Origin of the sequence: Streptomyces sp. MK37H (genome assembly GCF_018035285.1) — a bacterium.
In the GTDB taxonomy this organism is placed as follows: domain Bacteria; phylum Actinomycetota; class Actinomycetes; order Streptomycetales; family Streptomycetaceae; genus Streptomyces; species Streptomyces endocoffeicus.
In genome coordinates, this window is the sequence record NZ_JAAAYH010000072.1 from 1 (window position 1) to 17217 (window position 17217).

The following is a 17217-nucleotide window of genomic DNA, read 5'->3' on the forward strand; positions in this document are numbered from 1 at the left end:
ACGCCCGGCTCGCCGGCGCGCCGGTGGTTCACCGACGCCGAGGTGGAGCGGTCTCTGGACGCTCTCGTGGCCGCACAGCAGGAGGACGGCGGCTGGCCGCCGAACCGGCGTACCTGGACGCCGGGAGCCACGCTGGAGTGGCGGTCGGTGGCGACCATCGAGGCACTGCTGACGCTGCGGGCCTACGGGCGGCGGATCTGAGCGCGGGCGTCCGCGGCGGTCACAGGGCCCGGACGCCGGCCGTGACGGCGACGGCCACGGCGACCACCACCAGGAAGGGGGCGCGGAGCACCAGCGCGAGCGCCGCCGCCCCCAGCCCGGCCGCCCTCGCGTCCAGGAGGAGGTGCCGGCCGTCGCTGAAGGTCTGCTGGGCGGTGAGGGCGGCCAGCAGGGCCACGGGCAGCAGCGCGGCCAGACGCCTGACGAGCGGGCGTTCCAGGACCCCGGCGGGCACCGAGAGGCCCAGCAGCTTGACCAGGTAGCAGCCCGCCGCGGTGACGCCGATGGCGATCCAGGTGGTCATCGGCGCTCACCCGGCTCCGCGCCGCGCGCCATGCGCCCGTGCACCGTAAGGACGACGGGAGCGGCGAGCGCCGCCACCAGGACCGGGGCCCCGGCGGGCAGCACCGGCTGGCACAGCAGCACCAGCAGGACGCCGAGACCGGCCACGGCCCGTTCGACGGTGCCGCTGAGCATGGGAGCCAGCAGGGCGAGGAAGACGGCGGGCCCGGCGGCGTCCAGGCCCCAGGCGTCGGTGTCGCCGAGCGCGGACGCCCCCAGGGCGCCGATCAGCGTGGTGAGGTTCCACAGGGCGTACAGCGTCAGCCCGGTGACGGTGAAGCCGAGGCGCGCGGTGCGCCGGTCGGGCTGGGCGAGGGCGACGGCCGAGGTCTCGTCGATGACCCATTGGGCCGCCAGGGGGCGCACCACGCGCGGCAGCCCGAGGAGTCCGGACAGCCGCAGCCCGTAGAAGGCGTTGCGCACCCCGAGGAAGAACGCCCCGGCGGCGGCGGTGAACGGATTGCCGCCCGCCGCCAGCGCGCCCACGAGGGCGAACTGTGACGCCCCGGTGAAGACCAGCAGGCTGAGCGCGCAGGTCTGCAGCAGGCCGAGCCCGGCGCCCGCCGACGTCACCCCGAAGGCGAAGCCGGAGAGCCCCACCGCGACACCGACGCCCAGAGCGTCGCGGACGACGGCCGAGTCCGCCGGGGGCGCGGCGGGATCGGTTCGTATCTCTATCTGTTCTGACACAGCGTGCACGTTAGGAGAGCGCTTTGACTCCGGTCTTGTACGTTCTTGCGCGCTCACGTCGGTAGGCACCCGGTGGCACCCCCACGATCCGGGTGAAGTGACGGTTCAGGTGGGACTGGTCGGTGAAGCCGACGGCGACGGCCACCTCGGCGGGCGCGCTCCCGGCGTCCAGCAGCCGCCGGGCCCGGCGGACCCTCGCGTCGGTGAGCCAGGTGTGCGGCGGCATCCCGTAGACAGTGCGGAAGGCGCGCAGGAGGGCGAAGGGACCGGTGCCCAGCTCGGCCGCCAGCCGTTCCAGGGACGGCGGGTCCGCCATCCGCTCCTGGAGGATCGCGCGGGCGCGCGCCGCAGTGCGCGCACCCGCGGTGCGCGCCGTGCGCTCGGGGAGCGGGCCGCCGTGGTCGCGCAGCAGCCGGGCGAGTGCGATGCGCAGCAGGCTGTCGGCGGCGAGCGCGTTGCCCTCCTCGGCGGCCCGGTGCACCGCGGTGACCAGCCGTGCCCCCTGGGGGTCGTCGACGGTGGGGATCCGGAACCCGGCCGTGCCCCGGAGCGTGGTCGTCTCGGCGGCGATACCGGCGACCAGGTCCGTGGCCGGGTACAGCACGCTGTACGCCCACCCCTCGGGCGCCCCCGCCCGTCCGGTGTGCGGCACCTCGGGGTTGATGAGCGCGAGCCCGCCGGGTCCGGTGCGCTCGATGGCGCCGCGGTGGTGGAACTCCTCGACGCCCTCGGTGACCGCGGCGATCACGAAGGTCTCGTGGGTGTGCCAGACGAAGGTCTTGTGGATGTAGCGGGCGCGCAGCAGATCGACGCCCGGAAGCTGGGGGTACCGCCAGTGCCGCGCGCTCTCCCGGTTGGCCATGGCAACCATTGTGCGCCCCCGCCCGGGCCCCCTCTGACCTGCGACTCCGCCCATTGTCAGTGGTGCGGTGCACGATGGAGGGCATGGCAGGCTCGGCGCTCGACGGATTCTCCCCGGCCACCCGCGGATGGTTCACGGGTGCCTTCACCGCGCCCACGCCCGCGCAGGAGGGCGCGTGGCGGGCGATCGGCGCGGGCTCGGACGTCCTGGTCGTCGCCCCCACCGGCTCGGGCAAGACCCTGGCCGCCTTCCTGGCGGCCCTGGACAAGCTGGCCGGTGAGCCGCCGCCCGCCGAGGCGAAGAAGCGCTGCCGGGTGCTCTATGTCTCCCCGCTGAAGGCCCTGGCGGTGGACGTCGAGCGCAATCTGCGCAGCCCGCTGACCGGTATCCGCCAGGAGGCGGTGCGGCTGGGCATGCCCGAGCCGGAGATCCGGGTGGGCACCCGCTCGGGCGACACCCCGGCCGCCGAGCGCCGCGCTCTGGCCACCCGCCCGCCGGACATCCTCATCACCACCCCCGAGTCGCTGTTCCTGATGCTCACCTCCGCCACCCGGGAGGCGCTGCGCGGGGTGGAGACCGTGATCCTGGACGAGGTCCACGCCGTCGCGGGCACCAAGCGGGGGGCCCATCTCGCGCTGTCCCTGGAGCGCCTCGACGAGCTGCTCGAGCGCCCCGCCCGGCGCATCGGCCTGTCCGCGACCGTGCGGCCGGTGGACGAGGTGGCGCGGTTCCTGTCGCCGCGGCGCAAGGTGGAGATCGTCCAGCCGCCGTCGGGCAAGGAGTTCGACCTGTCGGTGGTCGTGCCCGTGGAGGACCTGGGCGAGCTGGGCGGCGCCCCCGCCCAGGAGGGCGAGGCGGGCGAGCGGCCATCGATCTGGCCCCATGTGGAGGAGCGGATCACCGACCTGGTCCAGGCCCATCGCTCCACCATCGTCTTCGCCAACTCCCGTCGGCTGGCCGAGCGGCTGTGCAACCGGCTGAACGAGATCGCCTACGAGCGGGCCACCGGTGAGGCCCTGCCCGAGGACCACTCCCCCGCCGAGGTGATGGCCGAGGCCGGTGCGGCCCGGGGCGCGCCCGCGCTGCTGGCCCGCGCGCACCACGGCTCGGTGTCCAAGGAGCAGCGGGCGCTGGTCGAGGAGGACCTCAAGGCGGGCCGGCTGCCCGCCGTCGTCGCCACCTCCAGCCTCGAGCTCGGCATCGACATGGGCGCGGTCGACCTGGTCGTCCAGGTCGAGTCGCCGCCTTCGGTGGCCTCCGGGCTGCAGCGGGTGGGCCGGGCCGGCCACCAGGTGGGCGCGGTCTCCACCGGCGTCGTCTTCCCCAAGTACCGCGGCGATCTGGTGCAGGCCGCGGTGGTCACCGAGCGGATGCGCGAGGGGGCCATCGAGTCGCTGCGGGTGCCCGCCAACCCGCTGGACGTGCTCGCCCAGCAGCTGATCGCCATGACCGCCATGGACACCTGGGACGTGGACGAGCTGCTGGCGCTGATCCGCCGCGCCGCGCCGTTCGCCTCGCTCCCGGAGTCGGCGTACACCTCGGTCCTCGACATGCTCGCGGGCCGCTACCCCTCCGACGCCTTCGCGGAGCTGCGCCCGCGCCTGGTGTGGGACCGCGTCGCCCATACGGTCACCGGCCGCCCGGGGGCGCAGCGGCTCGCGGTGACCTCCGGCGGCACCATCCCCGACCGCGGGCTCTTCGGCGTCTTCCTGGCGGGTGCCGACCCCAAGAAGGGCGGCGGCAGGGTCGGGGAGCTCGACGAGGAGATGGTCTACGAGTCGCGGGTGGGCGATGTGTTCACCCTGGGCACCACCTCATGGCGGATCGAGGACATCACCCGCGACCGGGTCCTGGTCTCCCCCGCCCCCGGCGTCCCCGGGCGGCTGCCCTTCTGGAAGGGCGACCAGCTCGGCCGTCCCCTGGAGCTGGGCCGCGCCCTGGGCGCGTTCCTGCGCGAGGTGGGCGCGCTGCAGCCGGAGGACGCCCGTCTGCGGCTGCTGGCCGCCGGTCTGGACGCCTGGGCCGCCGAGAACGTCATCGGGTATCTGGACGAGCAGCGCCGTGCCTGCGGGCATGTGCCGGACGACCGCACGATCGTGGTGGAGCGGTTCCGCGACGAGCTGGGCGACTGGCGCGTGGTGGTCCACTCCCCCTTCGGCGCGCAGGTCCACGCCCCCTGGGCGCTCGCCCTGGGCTCCCGCCTTGCCGAGCGCTACGGCATCGACGCCCAGGTCATGCACGCCGACGACGGCATCGTGCTGCGGCTGCCCGACGCCGATCTCATGGGCCTCGACCTCCTCGACGCGGACCCGATGCGCCAGGGCGTGGAGTACGACACCGAGCAGTCCCCGGTGGGCGCGGCCGATGTCGCGTTCGACAAGGGTGAGATCAGCCAGATCGTCACCGACCAGGTCGGCGGCTCGGCGCTGTTCGCCTCCCGGTTCCGCGAATGCGCCGCCCGCGCCCTGCTGCTGCCCCGTCGCGACCCCGGCAAGCGCACCCCGCTGTGGCAGCAGCGCCAGCGCGCCGCGCAGCTCCTCCAGGTGGCGAGCGAGTTCGGATCCTTCCCGATCGTCCTCGAAGCGGTCCGCGAATGCCTCCAGGACGTCTTCGACGTCCCCGGCCTCACCGAGCTGATGGGCGACATCGAGGCCCGCCGGGTCCGGCTGGTGGAGGTGACCACCCCGGAGCCGTCTCCCTTCGCCCGCTCGCTGCTCTTCGGGTATGTGGCGCAGTTCCTCTACGAGGGCGACTCCCCGCTCGCCGAGCGCCGCGCCGCCGCCCTCTCCCTGGACTCGCGGCTGCTGGCCGAGCTCCTGGGCCAGGCCGAGCTGCGCGAGCTGCTCGACGCCGACGTCCTGGCCGAGCTGGAGCAGGAGCTCCAGTGGCTCACCGAGGACCGCCGGATCAAGGACGCCGAGGGCGTGGCCGACGCCCTGCGGGTGCTCGGCCCGCTCACCGCCGCCGAGCTGGCCGAGCGCGGTGCCGAGCCCGGGTGGGCCGAGGACCTGGCCGGGGCCCGGCGCGCCATCCGGGTCCGGATCGCGGGCGAGGACCACTGGGCCGCGGTGGAGGACGCGGGGCGGCTGCGGGACGCACTCGGCACGGCGCTGCCGGTGGGCGTTCCCGAGGCGTTCACCGAGCCGGTCAAGGACCCCCTCGGCGATCTTCTGGCCCGCTACGCCCGCACCCACGGCCCGTTCACCTCGGCGCAGGCCGCCGCCCGCTTCGGCCTCGGCGCGGCCGTCACCGAGGGTGCCCTGCACGGGCTGGCCGCGGGCGGCCGCGTCGTCCAGGGCGAGTTCCGCCCACCCGTCACCCACCACCACCCTTCTGACGATGCGCTTCGCGCCACCTCTTTCTTGGGCACGGGCCAGGAGTGGTGCGACGCGGCCGTGCTGCGCCGGCTGCGGCGCCGCTCCCTGGCCGCGCTGCGCCATGAGCTTGAGCCCGTGCCGCCCTCGGCGCTCGCCGCCTTCCTCCCGCAGTGGCAGCATCTGGGCACCCACAGCCTGCGCGGTATCGACGGGCTGGTGCGCGCGATCGAGCAGCTCCAGGGCGCGCCCGTCCCCGCCTCCGCCCTTGAGAAGCTGGTCCTGCCGTCCCGGGTGAGCGACTACACCCCCACGATGCTCGACGAGCTCAGCGCCTCCGGGGAGGTCGTCTGGGCTGGTGCGGGAGCGCTGCCGGGCAAGGACGGCTGGGTCACCCTGCACCTGGCCGACACCGCCCCGCTGCTGCTGCACACCCCGCACCCCCTCGAAGCGGGCCCCCTCCACCAGACCGTCCTCGACGCCCTGGCCGGTGGGTACGGGCTGTTCTTCCGCCAGATCGCCGAGCAGGCCCGCGCCGCCGGGCACGAGTTCCTGGATCCCGAGCTCGCCGAGGCCCTGTGGGATCTGGTCTGGGCGGGCCGGGTCACCGGTGACACCCTCGCCCCGCTGCGATCCCTGCTGGGCTCGGGCCGTACGGCGGGCTCCACGGCCCACCGCGCCAAGCGCGCGGTCCCCCGGGGACGCTATGGCGGCCTTACGGGCCGCACCGGCCGACCGACAGCGTCGCGCAACGGCCCGCCCACCGTCGCCGGGCGCTGGTCCCTGCTGCCGGAGCGCGAGCCCGAGCCCACCCACCGCGCCCACGCCCTGGCGCGCACCCTGCTCGACCGGCACGGCGTGGTCACCCGCGGGGCGGTCGCCGCCGAGGGGGTCGAGGGCGGCTTCTCCGCCGCCTACCGGGTGCTGTCCGCGTTCGAGGAGTCCGGCCAAGCGCGCCGCGGCTATGTGATCGAGGGGCTCGGCGCGGCCCAGTTCGCGATGGACGGCGCGGTGGACCGGCTGCGCGCGGTCAGCACGGCCCGCGACCGTGCGGCCACCCCCGCCTTCGGCGGACAGCGCGGGCAGTCCCGGCGTGCCTTCGTGCTCGCCTCGGCCGACCCCGCCAACGCCTATGGCGCCGCTCTCCCCTGGCCCGATCCGCCCGCGGACGCGAGCCACCGGCCGGGCCGTAAGGCGGGAGCGATGGTGGTGCTCGTCGACGGAGAACTGACGCTCTACATGGAGCGGGGTGGCAAGACCCTGCTCGCCTGGCCCTCGGGCGAGGCCGAGGCCGCGTCCCCCGAGGACGACGCCCGGCTGTGGACGGCGGTGGAGGCGCTGGCCGAGTCCGCCCGTGCGGGGGCGCTCGGCTCCGTCACCGTCGAGCGCGTCAATGGCGCCCAGGCGCTCTCGTCCCCGATCGGCAAGCTCCTGGAATCGGCGGGCTTCCACCCGACTCCACGGGGCCTCCGCCTGCGCCCTTGATCAACACCCGCCGTCTGTGCCTCTGATCAACAGCCACTGTCCACGCCCCTGAACAACGGCCTCCGCCCGCGCCTCCGATCACCGGGCGCTCCCGCCTGCCCGCGGCCACCGGCATCATGGATGGCATGCCCGAAGGCGACACCGTCTGGCAGACCGCTCAGCGTCTGCACCAGGCCCTCGCGGGTTCCCCGCTCACCCGCAGCGACCTGCGCGTCCCCCGTCTGGCAACCGCGGACCTCACCGGCCGCCAGGTCCTCGAGGTGGTCCCGCGCGGAAAGCATCTGCTGACCCGTGTCGAGGGCGGGCTGACCCTCCACTCCCATCTGCGAATGGACGGTTCCTGGCAGGTGTACGGGCCGGACGAACGCTGGCGGGGCGGCCCGCACCACCAGATCCGGGCCATCCTCGCCAACACCGCCCACACCGCCGTCGGCTACCGCCTGCCCGTCCTGGAACTGCTCCGCACCGGCGACGAGGACCGGGTCGTAGGCCATCTCGGCCCCGATCTCCTCGGCCCCGACTGGGACCCGGACGAGGCGCTGCGCCGACTGCTCGCCGATCCCTCCCGGCCCCTCGGCGAAGCGCTGCTCGACCAGCGGAACCTCGCCGGGATCGGCAATGTCTACAAGTCCGAGCTGTGCTTCCTGCTGCGCGTGTCGCCCTGGCTGCCGATCGGCGAGATGCCCTCCCCCGAGCGCCTGGCGGCCCACGCGAAGAAGCTCCTGGAGGCCAACAGGAACCGGCGTGCCCGGGTCACCACGGCCGAGTCACGCCGCGACCGCAGGCTATGGGTGTACGGGCGCCCGGGGCGGCCCTGTCTGCGCTGCGGTACGCCGGTGCGCGCCGCCGACCAGGGGCGCGCGGGTCAGGAGCGCTCGACCTTCTGGTGCCCGAGCTGCCAGGCGGGGCCGCAGGGGCCGGATCCATCCTGACGCGGAGGGCCTCCCCGGCGACGGGTGCCGCCCCTTCTGGGCGAGGGGCCGCAGTGCACCGGCAGCAAGCTGAGCCCCCAGCCGCCGACCGCTAACGCCCCCTCCACCGGGCTGGTCTCCCCCGGCTGCACCGCCAGCCGCAGCACGGACCACCACCAGACGCCGCCCAGAGCGAGCGCGAGCACCCATCGGACCGGCCTGAGGCCCTGGGTGTCGGCCCCTCCGACGGCTGCCATGACTGCCTCCTTCGGCGACGCTAAGCGCTCCGCGGGAAGTGGCGGTGCGGTCGTTCATCCGCGGCTGCGTCGTGGCTGGTCGCGCAGTTCCCCGCGCCCCTTCGGGGGCGCAACCGAACCGCACCGGACTTCAGTGAGGCCGCTTAGACGCCTGTTCGCACACGGCGGGAGGGCGCACAGGAGGCACGTCGGCGCGTGTCGGACATTCGTACTCCCTCCCAGTTTGCCCAGCCGGGCGATACGGCGCACCCAGAGCGGGCCACCGGGCCGGAGCGAGGCGGCCTCAGCCTCACCCGACCTGGCCCGACGTCCGCCTCAGCCCCGCTGGCCGCCGTTCTCGGCCTGGAACATCCAGTGGTGCTTCTCCAGGTCACGAGTGAGTTCGATGAGAATGTCCTGGGTCACCGGGTCCGGCTCGTCGGTCGCCCTGATGCGCTCCCGCATCCGCCCGATCACCGCTCCGAGGGCGTCCACGAGCGTCCGGACGGCCTGCGCGTCATCGGTCCAGCCGTCCTTGACCGTGTCGACACCACTGGTCGCGGCGACCGTCTGGGCCCGTCCGTCAGGCGGCACCCCGAGCGCAGAGGCCCGCTCCGCCACCGTGTCGGCATACTCCCTGGTCGACGCCACGACCTCGTCGAGCTGCAGATGAACCGTGCGGAATCGCGGGCCCACGACGGTCCAGTGGATCTGCTTGCCCACCAGGTGGAGGTCGACGAGATCGACGAGGGCGCCTTGCAGCGCGTCGGCGACGATCTTGAGGTGCTCCTCCGGCAGCGGGCTCTTCACCACAGACATCCACTTTCCTCCTGTTCGACCGTTTGGCCCCTCTTGATTGCCTCTCTTCCTCTGGGGTGACCTGAATCCGGCCGGACAAACATCGAGGCCCCGGCCGGTATGGCTACCGGTCGGGGCCTCGGAGAGCTGGCTTCTCAGGGCGCTCTCAGGCCGCCACCACGTCCACGGCTTCCTTGGGCGTCTTGATGGTCACCCGCTCCTCCGGGACGCCCGTCACGGACGTCACGGACACGGGGTTGAGCACGGGCCGCATGGGCGCCGGCACCTTCTCGGTGGTGGACGCGGCCGACTCGGCCAGTTCGGCGAGCGACAGCTCGTCGCTGACCTCGCGCATGACCTGCGACATCCGTACCTCCAGGGCGTCGCAGATGGCCGACAGCAGCTCGGATGAGGCTTCCTTCTGGCCGCGCTCGACCTCTGACAGATAGCCGAGCGACACCCGGGCGGAGGAGGAAACCTCGCGCAGAGTACGGCCCTGGCGCTGGCGCTGCCGGCGCAGCACGTCACCCAGCAGGCGACGGAGCAGAATCATCGCTGGCTCCCTCCTCGGACCTCGGATCCGGATCCTTCACGCCCCACCGTACCGCCTCCGGCTGTGCCCGTGCGGGGAGCGATGTCGTGTTCACTCAGGGCTGCAAACATCAAATCTCGTCGTGTTGTTCCGTATCCTTTGCCCCCGCCGTCGCGATCAATTCGCTGAACAGCAGCTTGACTGCGGCATGGACGGCCTGGCCGCGGATTCCGGCGCGGTCTCCTTCAAGCCTCAGCGCCGCCGCGGCCACCGCGTCCGAGGGCCCCGCGACGGCCACATGAACGGTGCCCACGGGCTGGCCGTCCTGTGGTGTGGGACCCGCCACACCGGTGGTGGCCACGCCCCAGTCCGCGCCCAGCGCACGCCGTACGCCCCGGGCCATCTGCCGGGCCACCTCGGCGTCGACCGCGCCGCGCTCGGCCAGCAGGGCCCCGTCCACGCCCAGCACCTCGTGCTTGAGGTCGGTGGCGTACGCCGTCACCGAGCCCCGGAAGGAGCGGGAGGCGCCGTCCACCGAGGTCAGCTCGGCGGCCACCAGACCGCCGGTGAGCGATTCGGCGGCGGCCAGGGTCTGCCCGCGCCGCTCCAGCAGCGCCAGCACATCGGCCGCCGTCCCGCCGTCGCTCACTGCGTGGCCTCCTCCGTCGTCCGTCCCGCCCGGCGCAGCACGATCGCCTGCCGGACGTAGTCGAGGCCGGTGACCACGGTCAGGACGACGGCCACGGCCATCACCCAGAACCGCAGCGAGGCCAGCGGCCCGGTCAGCGCCAGGATGTACATCCCGACGGCGGTGCCCTGCGCGAGCGTCTTCATCTTTCCGCCCCGGCTGGCCGGGATGACCCCGATCCGGATCACCCAGAACCGCATCAGTGTGATTCCGATCTCACGGAAGAGGATCACTCCCGTCACCCACCAGGGGAGGTCGGACAGGGCCGACAGACAGATCAGCGCCGCGCCCATGATCGCCTTGTCCGCGATCGGATCGGCGATCTTCCCGAAGTCGGTGACCAGGTTGTACCGGCGGGCCAGATGACCGTCGAAGAGATCGGTGATCATGGCGATGGCGAACGCCGCCCATGCGAAGGAGCGCCACGCCGGGTCGTACCCGCCATTGTGCAGCATCAACAACACAAACCCGGGCACCAGCAGCAGCCGCACCATGGTCAGGATGTTGGCGATGTTCCACAAACCGGCGGGCCTGACCGTGGCGGCGGCCGGTCGGTGGTGACCTCCCGCGGCGGAGGCCGGGACACCCGTCATCTGCCCGCCTCTCCGGTGGACGCGCCGCCGCCCTGCCGCTCCAGCGGCTCAAGCGGCTCCGCGACGAGGTCCACTCCCTCCGTCGCGATCACCTTCGCTTCGACCATACGGCCCACCTCCGGCTCCCCGTCGGTGCGCAGCAGCGTCTGGCCATCGGTTTCCGGCGCCTGGTGGGCGCCGCGGCCCAGGACCGCCCCGGTGTCGTCGATCTCCTCCACCAGGACCTCCACGACCTCGCCGAGCCGCTCCTCCGCCCGCTGGGCGGTCAGCTCCTCCGCGAGCCGCGAGACGCGCTCCAGGCGCTCCGCGACGACCTCCGGGTCGACCTTGTTCTCATAACCGGCGGCCTCGGTGCCGTCCTCGTCCGAGTACCCGAAGACGCCGATCGCGTCCAGCCGCGCCGCATTGAGGAAACGCTCCAGCTCGGCCAGGTCCTCCTCGGTCTCGCCGGGGAAGCCGACGATGAAGTTGGACCGGGCGCCGGCCTGCGGCGCCTTGCCTCTGATCGTCTCCAGCAGCTCCAGGAACCGGTCGGTGTCGCCGAAGCGGCGCATGGCGCGCAGCACCCCGGGCGCCGAGTGCTGGAAGGACAGATCGAAGTAGGGCGCGACCTTCTCGGTCGAGGTGAGCACGTCGATCAGCCCGGGACGCATCTCGGCGGGCTGCAGATAGCTGACCCGGATCCGCTCGATGCCGTCCACCGCGGCCAGCTCCGGCAGCAGCGTCTCCAGCAGCCGGATGTCCCCGAGGTCCTTGCCGTACGAGGTGTTGTTCTCCGAGACCAGCATGATCTCCTTCACCCCCTGCTCGGCCAGCCAGCGGGTCTCGCCCAGCACATCGGAGGGGCGGCGGGAGATGAAGGAGCCTCGGAAGGACGGGATGGCGCAGAACGAGCACCGCCGGTCGCAGCCTGAGGCCAGCTTCACCGAGGCGACCGGACTGCTGTCCAGTCTGCGCCGCAGCGGGGCCCGCGGTCCGGAGGCCGGGGCCACCCCCTCGGGCAGGTCCTCGGGCGCGGTGTCCTGGGCGTGGCCGGGGAGCGCCACCGAGGTGGCGTCCTGCCGCTCGGCGGGGCTGATCGGCAGCAGCTTGCGGCGGTCGCGCGGGGTGTGGGAGGCGTGGATGCCGCCGGAGAGGATGGTCTGGAGGCGGTCGGAGATATCGCCGTAGTCGTCGAAGCCGAGCACCCCGTCGGCCTCGGGCAGCGCATCGGCGAGCTCCTTGCCGTACCGCTCGGCCATGCAGCCGACGGCCACCACGGCCTGGGTGCGGCCGTGGTCCTTCAGATCGTTCGCCTCCAGCAGGGCGTCGACCGAGTCCTTCTTGGCGGCCTCGACGAAGCCACAGGTGTTGACGACGGCGACGTCCGCGTCGGCGGCTTCCTCGACGAGCTCCCAGCCGTCCGCCGCCAAGCGGCCTGCGAGCTCCTCCGAGTCCACCTCGTTACGGGCGCAGCCAAGAGTGACAAGGGCGACGGTGCGGCGTTCGGGCATGGGCTCAGACTACTTTGTCCCCACGACAGCCTCCGCTGCCAGGGCTGCCGATCTTCGCGCGGCTCAGCCCGCCTCGGGGTCTCCCTTGGTGTAGCTGAGCCGCTGGACGGCCCCGCTGGTGCCCACGTTCTTCACTTCCTTGCCGTTCACGAACAGCTTGATCGCCCCGGCGTTGCCCAGCACCAGGTCGATGCGCCTGCTGTCGCTGAAGGTCTTGGAGTCGCCCTCGCGCAGCACGCCCTCCTCGATCAGCCGGCCGTTGTGGTCCTGGGCGGAGATCCAGCTCTGGCCGCCCTCGGCGGTCAGCTTGACGGTGACCTTGTCCGCCGGGACGCCCGCGATGGCGCTGTCGGACGGGTCGGGCTTGTGCGGCGTGGCGGGCTTGGAGGGGGCGGCGGTGTTGGTGGGCGCGGAGGCGCTCGGCTTGGGCGAGGCGGTGTCCTCGGCGACGCTCGAGCCGTCGCCGTCGCCGCCCCGGAACAGGGTGAAGCCCACGAATCCGACGACGGCGACGATCGCCGCGACCATCGCGGCCGTCCAGTTGGGGCGCCGGGGCTCGGGGCGGATCCGCTCGGCCTCGAACAGCGGCGCCGGCGCGGTCGGCGCGGGCCGGCCGCCGTGCTCGGCGTCGAACTGCGCGATCAGGGACTCCGGGTCGAGGCCCACGGCGCGCGCGAGCACCCGGATGTGCCCCCGGGCGTAGACATCGCCGCCGCAGCGCGAGAAATCGTCCTGCTCGATGCCCCGCACGATGGGGGTGCGCACCCTGGTCGAGGAACTGACCTCGTCGACGGTCAGCCCCGCGGAGATACGGGCCTGCTGGAGGGCGCGACCGATGGAAGGCCGGTCGTCTTCGGGGGAGTTGCCGTCTTCGGGAAGGTTGCCGATGGACACGGGGGCGCCTTTCGAGCGTGAGCCACCTGCTGGAGGTTCAGTCTAGGGGTGGGGCGAAAGGGTCGGGCAAGCGGGAGGACGGAGTTTGTCCGCCATCGGGATTGCCGTTCGATCACGATTCTGGGGTCTCACTCCGCCACCTCCCTCAACTTGACGTTTCGGTAGGGGAAACGGTTGCCCGCCAAACCCTTATGAGTGAGCCTTACCGCGGATCACGTCGAGCACGCCATCCAATTCATCCGGCTTGACGAGCACATCGCGCGCCTTGGATCCCTCGCTCGGGCCGACGATGTTCCGGGACTCCATGAGATCCATCAGCCGCCCCGCCTTGGCGAAACCCACCCGCAGCTTGCGCTGAAGCATCGACGTCGAGCCGAACTGGGTGGAAACCACCAGCTCAGCGGCCTGGCAGAGCAGATCGAGATCATCGCCGATCTCCTCGTCGATCTCCTTCTTCTTCGACGTCCCGACCGTCACGTCGTCGCGGAAGACCGGTGCCATCTGCTCCTTGCAGTGCGCGACGACCGCCTCGACCTCGGACTCGGTGACATACGCGCCCTGCATCCGGGTGGGCTTGTTCGCACCCATCGGCAGGAAGAGGCCGTCGCCCTTGCCGATCAGCTTCTCGGCGCCGGGCTGGTCCAGGATGACGCGGCTGTCGGCCAGCGAGGAGGTGGCGAAGGCGAGTCGTGAGGGCACATTGGCCTTGATCAGACCGGTGACGACGTCCACCGAGGGCCGCTGGGTGGCCAGCACCAAGTGGATTCCGGCCGCGCGCGCCAGCTGTGTGATCCGCACGATCGAGTCCTCGACGTCCCGCGGTGCGACCATCATCAAATCGGCCAGCTCGTCGACGATCACCAGCAGATACGGATAGGGCTTGAGCTCCCGCTCGCTCCCCTCGGGCTCCTTCACCTTCCCCTTACGGACGGCCGCGTTGAAGTCGTCGATATGGCGGAAGCCGTAGGCCGCGAGGTCGTCGTAGCGAAGATCCATCTCCCGTACGACCCATTGGAGCGCCTCGGCGGCGCGCTTGGGGTTGGTGATGATCGGTGTGATCAGATGCGGAATGCCCTCGTAGGCGGTCAGCTCCACCCGCTTGGGGTCGACCAGCACCATCCGCACATCGTCCGGCGTGGCCCGGGCCATGATCGACGTGATCAGGCAGTTGATGCAGGACGACTTGCCGGAACCGGTCGCGCCCGCCACCAGCACATGCGGCATGGTGGCCAGGTTGGCCGCCACATAGCCGCCCTCGACGTCCTTGCCCAGCCCGACGAGCATCGGATGGTCGTCGCCGACGGAGTCCGCCGAGCGCAGCACATCGCCCAGGTTGACCATCTCGCGGTCGCTGTTGGGGATTTCGATGCCGACGGCCGACTTGCCCGGGATCGGGCTGATGATACGAACATCGGGACTGGCGACCGCGTAGGCGATGTTCTTGGTCAGCGCGGTGATCCGCTCGACCTTGACGGCCGGGCCGAGTTCCACCTCGTAGCGGGTGACCGTCGGGCCGCGGGTGAAGCCGGTGACGGCGGCGTCCACCTTGAACTCCGTGAACACCTTCGTCAGCGAGTCCACGACCGCGTCGTTGGCCGCACTGCGGGTCTTGCCGGGGCCGCCGCGCTCCAGCAGGTCGAGCGAGGGCAGCGAGTAGGTGATGTCGCCGGAGAGCTGGAGCTGCTCGGCGCGCGGCGGCAGCGGCTCGCCGGACTCGGCCACGGGCCGGGTGAGATCGGGGACCTGCTGCGGTTCCGCCTCGTCGGCTCCGTCCGTACGGCCCTTCCCGGCCGCCGCCCCTCCCTTGGCGCCGCCCTTCCCGGCGGTCTTTCCGGACTCCTTGTCGGCATCGCGCGCGCCCGGCACCCCGCCGCTCGCGGCTCCGTCCTCGCGCTCGCCCGAAAGCCCGTTGCTGAGCCCGGCGACGAGCGGCGAGGGCTGCACACCGTGCAGCACGGCCCCGTCCAGCGAGGCGGCGGCAGCGGCCGCCACGTCCACCGCGTCCAAGGGCCGGTCGAGCGGCGGTTGGGCGGACGACGAGCGGCGCGAGCGCCGGCGCTTGCGCAGCGCCTCCTCCTCGGCCCGCTCCGGGCCTCCGGCGCCGTCCGGGCCCTCTTTGGCGAGCGAGGTTCTGCGAGGCCGCCTGGCGGGCGTCTCGCGCCATTCGTCGGCGTACTCCGCCGCGTCGTACCCGGCCTCCGACGCGTACGCGTCCTCGTGGTCCCGCACCAGGCCCAGCCGGACGCCCAGCTGCCGTAGCCGCTGCGGAATGGCGGCGACCGGCGTCGCGGTGACCACCAGCAGCCCGAAGACGGTGAGCAGCACCAGCAGCGGTACGGCCAGCACATCGCCCATCAGGTAGATCAGCGGCCGGGAGACGGCCCAGCCGATCAGACCGCCCGCGTCCTGCATCGCCGCGGTCCCCTGGCCGCGCCCCGGGGCACCGCACGCGATGTGCACCTGCCCCAGGACGCCGATGACGAGCGCCGAGAGCCCGATGACGATCCGCCCGTTGGCCTCCGGCCGCTCCGGGTGGAGGATCAGCCGGACGGCGATGGTGCCCAGCAGTATCGGCACCACCAAGTCGAGCCGGCCGAAGGCGCCGGTGATCAGCATCTCGACCAGCCTGCCGACCGGCCCGTCCAGATTGGACCAGGTGCCCGCCGCGACGATCAGGGCGAGGGCGAACAGCAGCAGAGCGCTGCCGTCCTTACGGTGGGCCGGGTCGAGTCCCTTGGCGCCGCGGCCTATGCCGCGGAACATCGCCGCGAGGCCGCGCGCCATGCCCATCCACACGGCGCGCACGATGCGGAACACGCCGCTGGTGGGATTCGGGGCGGGTGAGGGAGCCGCCTTGGCCGCCGCCTTCTTCGACGCGGCCCTCTTCGCGGGCGCGGCGGACTTCTTGGCAGGAGCCTTCTTCGCGGGCGCCTTCTTGGCGGCCGCCTTCTTCGCCGCGCCTCCGGACTGCCCGGCGCGCTTCTTCGAGGTGCCCGCCGTGCTCTGGGAACCCTTGCCGGACGTACGAGAGGCCATGGAGGCGAGGTTACCCGCGTCCGCCGTACGGAGCACGCATGGCGGGGGTATCAGGCACCACTGACGTCACACGGGTGCCGCTGCGCCGACGATGCGGTGAGGCGGCCGTGACGGCGCGTCAAAGTGCGGGTGACCGGTCGGCGATGACCGACCGACGGTGACGGTGGGGCGGGCGGATCAGTTCTGCGAGGGGACCTGGCCGGCACCGCTGCCCGCACCCGGCTCCAGCGCGTCCAGCGCCCGCCGCAGACCGGTCAGCTTGCGCTCCAGATGGGCCGCGGTGGCCACGGCGGCGGCGTCCGCCGACTCGTCCAGTTGCTTGGACAACGCCTCGGCCTGCTCCTCGACGGCGGCGAGCCGCGCGGACAGCTCGGCGAGCAGCCCCGCCGACTCCTTGGCCTCCCCGGCGGCGGGCTGGCCGCCCTCCAACTGCAGCCGCAGCAGCGACGCCTGCTCCCGCAGCTGGCAGTTCTTCATGTAGAGATCCACGAAGACCGAGACCTTGGCTCTGAGCACCCACGGGTCGAAGGGTTTGGAGATGTAGTCCACCGCGCCGGCCGCATAGCCCCGGAACGTGTGGTGCGGGCCGTGATTGATCGCCGTGAGGAAAATGATCGGGATGTCGCGGGTCCGCTCCCGGCGCTTGATGTGCGCCGCGGTCTCGAACCCGTCCATGCCCGGCATCTGGACGTCCAGCAGAATCACCGCGAAGTCGTCCGTCAGCAGCGCCTTGAGCGCTTCCTCCCCTGACGATGCCCGCACCAGGGTCTGATCGAGCGCGGAGAGAATGGCCTCCAGCGCCAGCAGATTCTCCGGCCGGTCATCGACCAGGAGGATCTTGGCCTTCTGCACCATGCCCCGTCCTCCTCGTCCCGGCTTGGGGTCTCCCCAGCTCGCAGAGCTGGGGGAAGCACCGGGCGCCGCCCCAGGGGACGGCTCCCTTGCGCCGCCCGTCCTTGTGCCGGTCATGGTAGCCGCACCCCGCTGTTCGCCACACCCTGTCACCGCGATGTCACTGTGCACGTAGCAGAAACGCGGTGGGAGACCAGAAGGTTCCCCGAATACCGCGTTCCCACACGTGTTCGGCGACACTCAGTCAACACCACGGTTGTCCCGCGCGTGCC

14 protein-coding genes and 1 pseudogene are annotated in these 17217 nt (G+C 72.5%); 3 read left to right on the forward strand and 12 right to left on the reverse strand.

Translation table 11 applies throughout. The annotated features are described in order from the left end of the window. Positions 1-201 (forward strand): annotated as a pseudogene (locus GWI24_RS13330) (hypothetical protein); the annotation flags it as partial. Between the two features lie 19 nt (positions 202-220). Here the strand turns inward: GWI24_RS13330 and GWI24_RS13335 are convergent. From GWI24_RS13335 to GWI24_RS13345, 3 genes are read right to left on the reverse strand one after another with little or no spacing between them, the layout of a single operon-like run. Then, positions 221-523 carry an AzlD domain-containing protein gene (locus tag GWI24_RS13335; RefSeq protein ID WP_020868027.1) on the reverse strand — a complete coding sequence of 101 codons (303 nt, stop codon included), beginning with the start codon at positions 521-523 and terminating at the stop codon, positions 221-223. Continuing rightward, positions 520-1260 carry an AzlC family ABC transporter permease gene (locus tag GWI24_RS13340; RefSeq protein WP_210946170.1) on the reverse strand — a complete coding sequence of 247 codons (741 nt, stop codon included), beginning with the start codon at positions 1258-1260 and terminating at the stop codon, positions 520-522. The genes GWI24_RS13335 and GWI24_RS13340 overlap by 4 nt, the downstream gene beginning before the upstream one ends. Before the next feature lies 1 nt (position 1261). Continuing rightward, positions 1262-2113 carry an AraC family transcriptional regulator gene (locus GWI24_RS13345; protein WP_210946171.1) on the reverse strand — a complete coding sequence of 284 codons (852 nt, stop codon included), beginning with the start codon at positions 2111-2113 and terminating at the stop codon, positions 1262-1264. Between the two features lie 83 nt (positions 2114-2196). On the opposite strand from GWI24_RS13345, the gene GWI24_RS13350 reads away from it, so the two are divergent. Together GWI24_RS13350 and GWI24_RS13355 are read left to right on the forward strand one after the other, a co-directional pair. After that, positions 2197-6912: an ATP-dependent helicase gene (locus tag GWI24_RS13350; protein WP_210946172.1), complete on the forward strand. Its 4716-nt coding sequence runs from the start codon at positions 2197-2199 to the stop codon at positions 6910-6912. A gap of 125 nt (positions 6913-7037) precedes the next feature. Next, positions 7038-7844, forward strand: coding sequence for an Fpg/Nei family DNA glycosylase (locus GWI24_RS13355; RefSeq protein WP_210946173.1), 807 nt, complete (start codon positions 7038-7040; stop codon positions 7842-7844). On the opposite strand, the gene GWI24_RS13360 is transcribed toward GWI24_RS13355, so the two are convergent. The 9 genes from GWI24_RS13360 to GWI24_RS13400 all read right to left on the reverse strand — a co-directional run bounded on the left by GWI24_RS13360 (position 7778) and on the right by GWI24_RS13400 (position 16948). Beyond that, positions 7778-8080: a hypothetical protein gene (locus GWI24_RS13360; RefSeq protein ID WP_210946174.1), complete on the reverse strand. Its 303-nt coding sequence runs from the start codon at positions 8078-8080 to the stop codon at positions 7778-7780. The two genes, GWI24_RS13355 and GWI24_RS13360, sit on opposite strands and share 67 nt — an antisense overlap. A gap of 315 nt (positions 8081-8395) precedes the next feature. Continuing rightward, a complete protein-coding gene (locus tag GWI24_RS13365; RefSeq protein ID WP_020868032.1) occupies positions 8396-8878 on the reverse strand; it encodes a Dps family protein in 483 nt (160 codons plus the stop codon). 145 nt (positions 8879-9023) lie between these two features. Next, a complete protein-coding gene (locus tag GWI24_RS13370; RefSeq protein ID WP_020868033.1) occupies positions 9024-9410 on the reverse strand; it encodes a helix-turn-helix domain-containing protein in 387 nt (128 codons plus the stop codon). A 109-nt stretch (positions 9411-9519) separates the two neighbouring features. After that, positions 9520-10038, reverse strand: a complete 519-nt coding sequence (locus GWI24_RS13375; RefSeq protein WP_210946175.1) for a CinA family protein — start codon at positions 10036-10038, stop codon at positions 9520-9522. Beyond that, the gene (gene pgsA, locus GWI24_RS13380) at positions 10035-10670 is read right to left on the reverse strand and encodes a CDP-diacylglycerol--glycerol-3-phosphate 3-phosphatidyltransferase (protein WP_210946176.1); all 636 of its coding nucleotides are present in this window, start codon (positions 10668-10670) and stop codon (positions 10035-10037) included. Before pgsA ends, GWI24_RS13375 begins: the two co-directional genes overlap by 4 nt. Then, a complete protein-coding gene (rimO, locus tag GWI24_RS13385; protein WP_210946177.1) occupies positions 10667-12163 on the reverse strand; it encodes a 30S ribosomal protein S12 methylthiotransferase RimO in 1497 nt (498 codons plus the stop codon). The genes pgsA and rimO overlap by 4 nt, the downstream gene beginning before the upstream one ends. Positions 12164-12226: 63 nt before the next feature. Beyond that, positions 12227-13057, reverse strand: a complete 831-nt coding sequence (locus GWI24_RS13390) for a helix-turn-helix domain-containing protein (protein ID WP_210946178.1) — start codon at positions 13055-13057, stop codon at positions 12227-12229. A gap of 189 nt (positions 13058-13246) precedes the next feature. Next, positions 13247-16093: a DNA translocase FtsK gene (locus GWI24_RS13395; protein WP_210946179.1), complete on the reverse strand. Its 2847-nt coding sequence runs from the start codon at positions 16091-16093 to the stop codon at positions 13247-13249. 177 nt (positions 16094-16270) lie between these two features. After that, a complete protein-coding gene (locus GWI24_RS13400) occupies positions 16271-16948 on the reverse strand; it encodes a two-component system response regulator (protein WP_020868040.1) in 678 nt (225 codons plus the stop codon). Between the last annotated feature and the right edge of the window lie 269 nt (positions 16949-17217).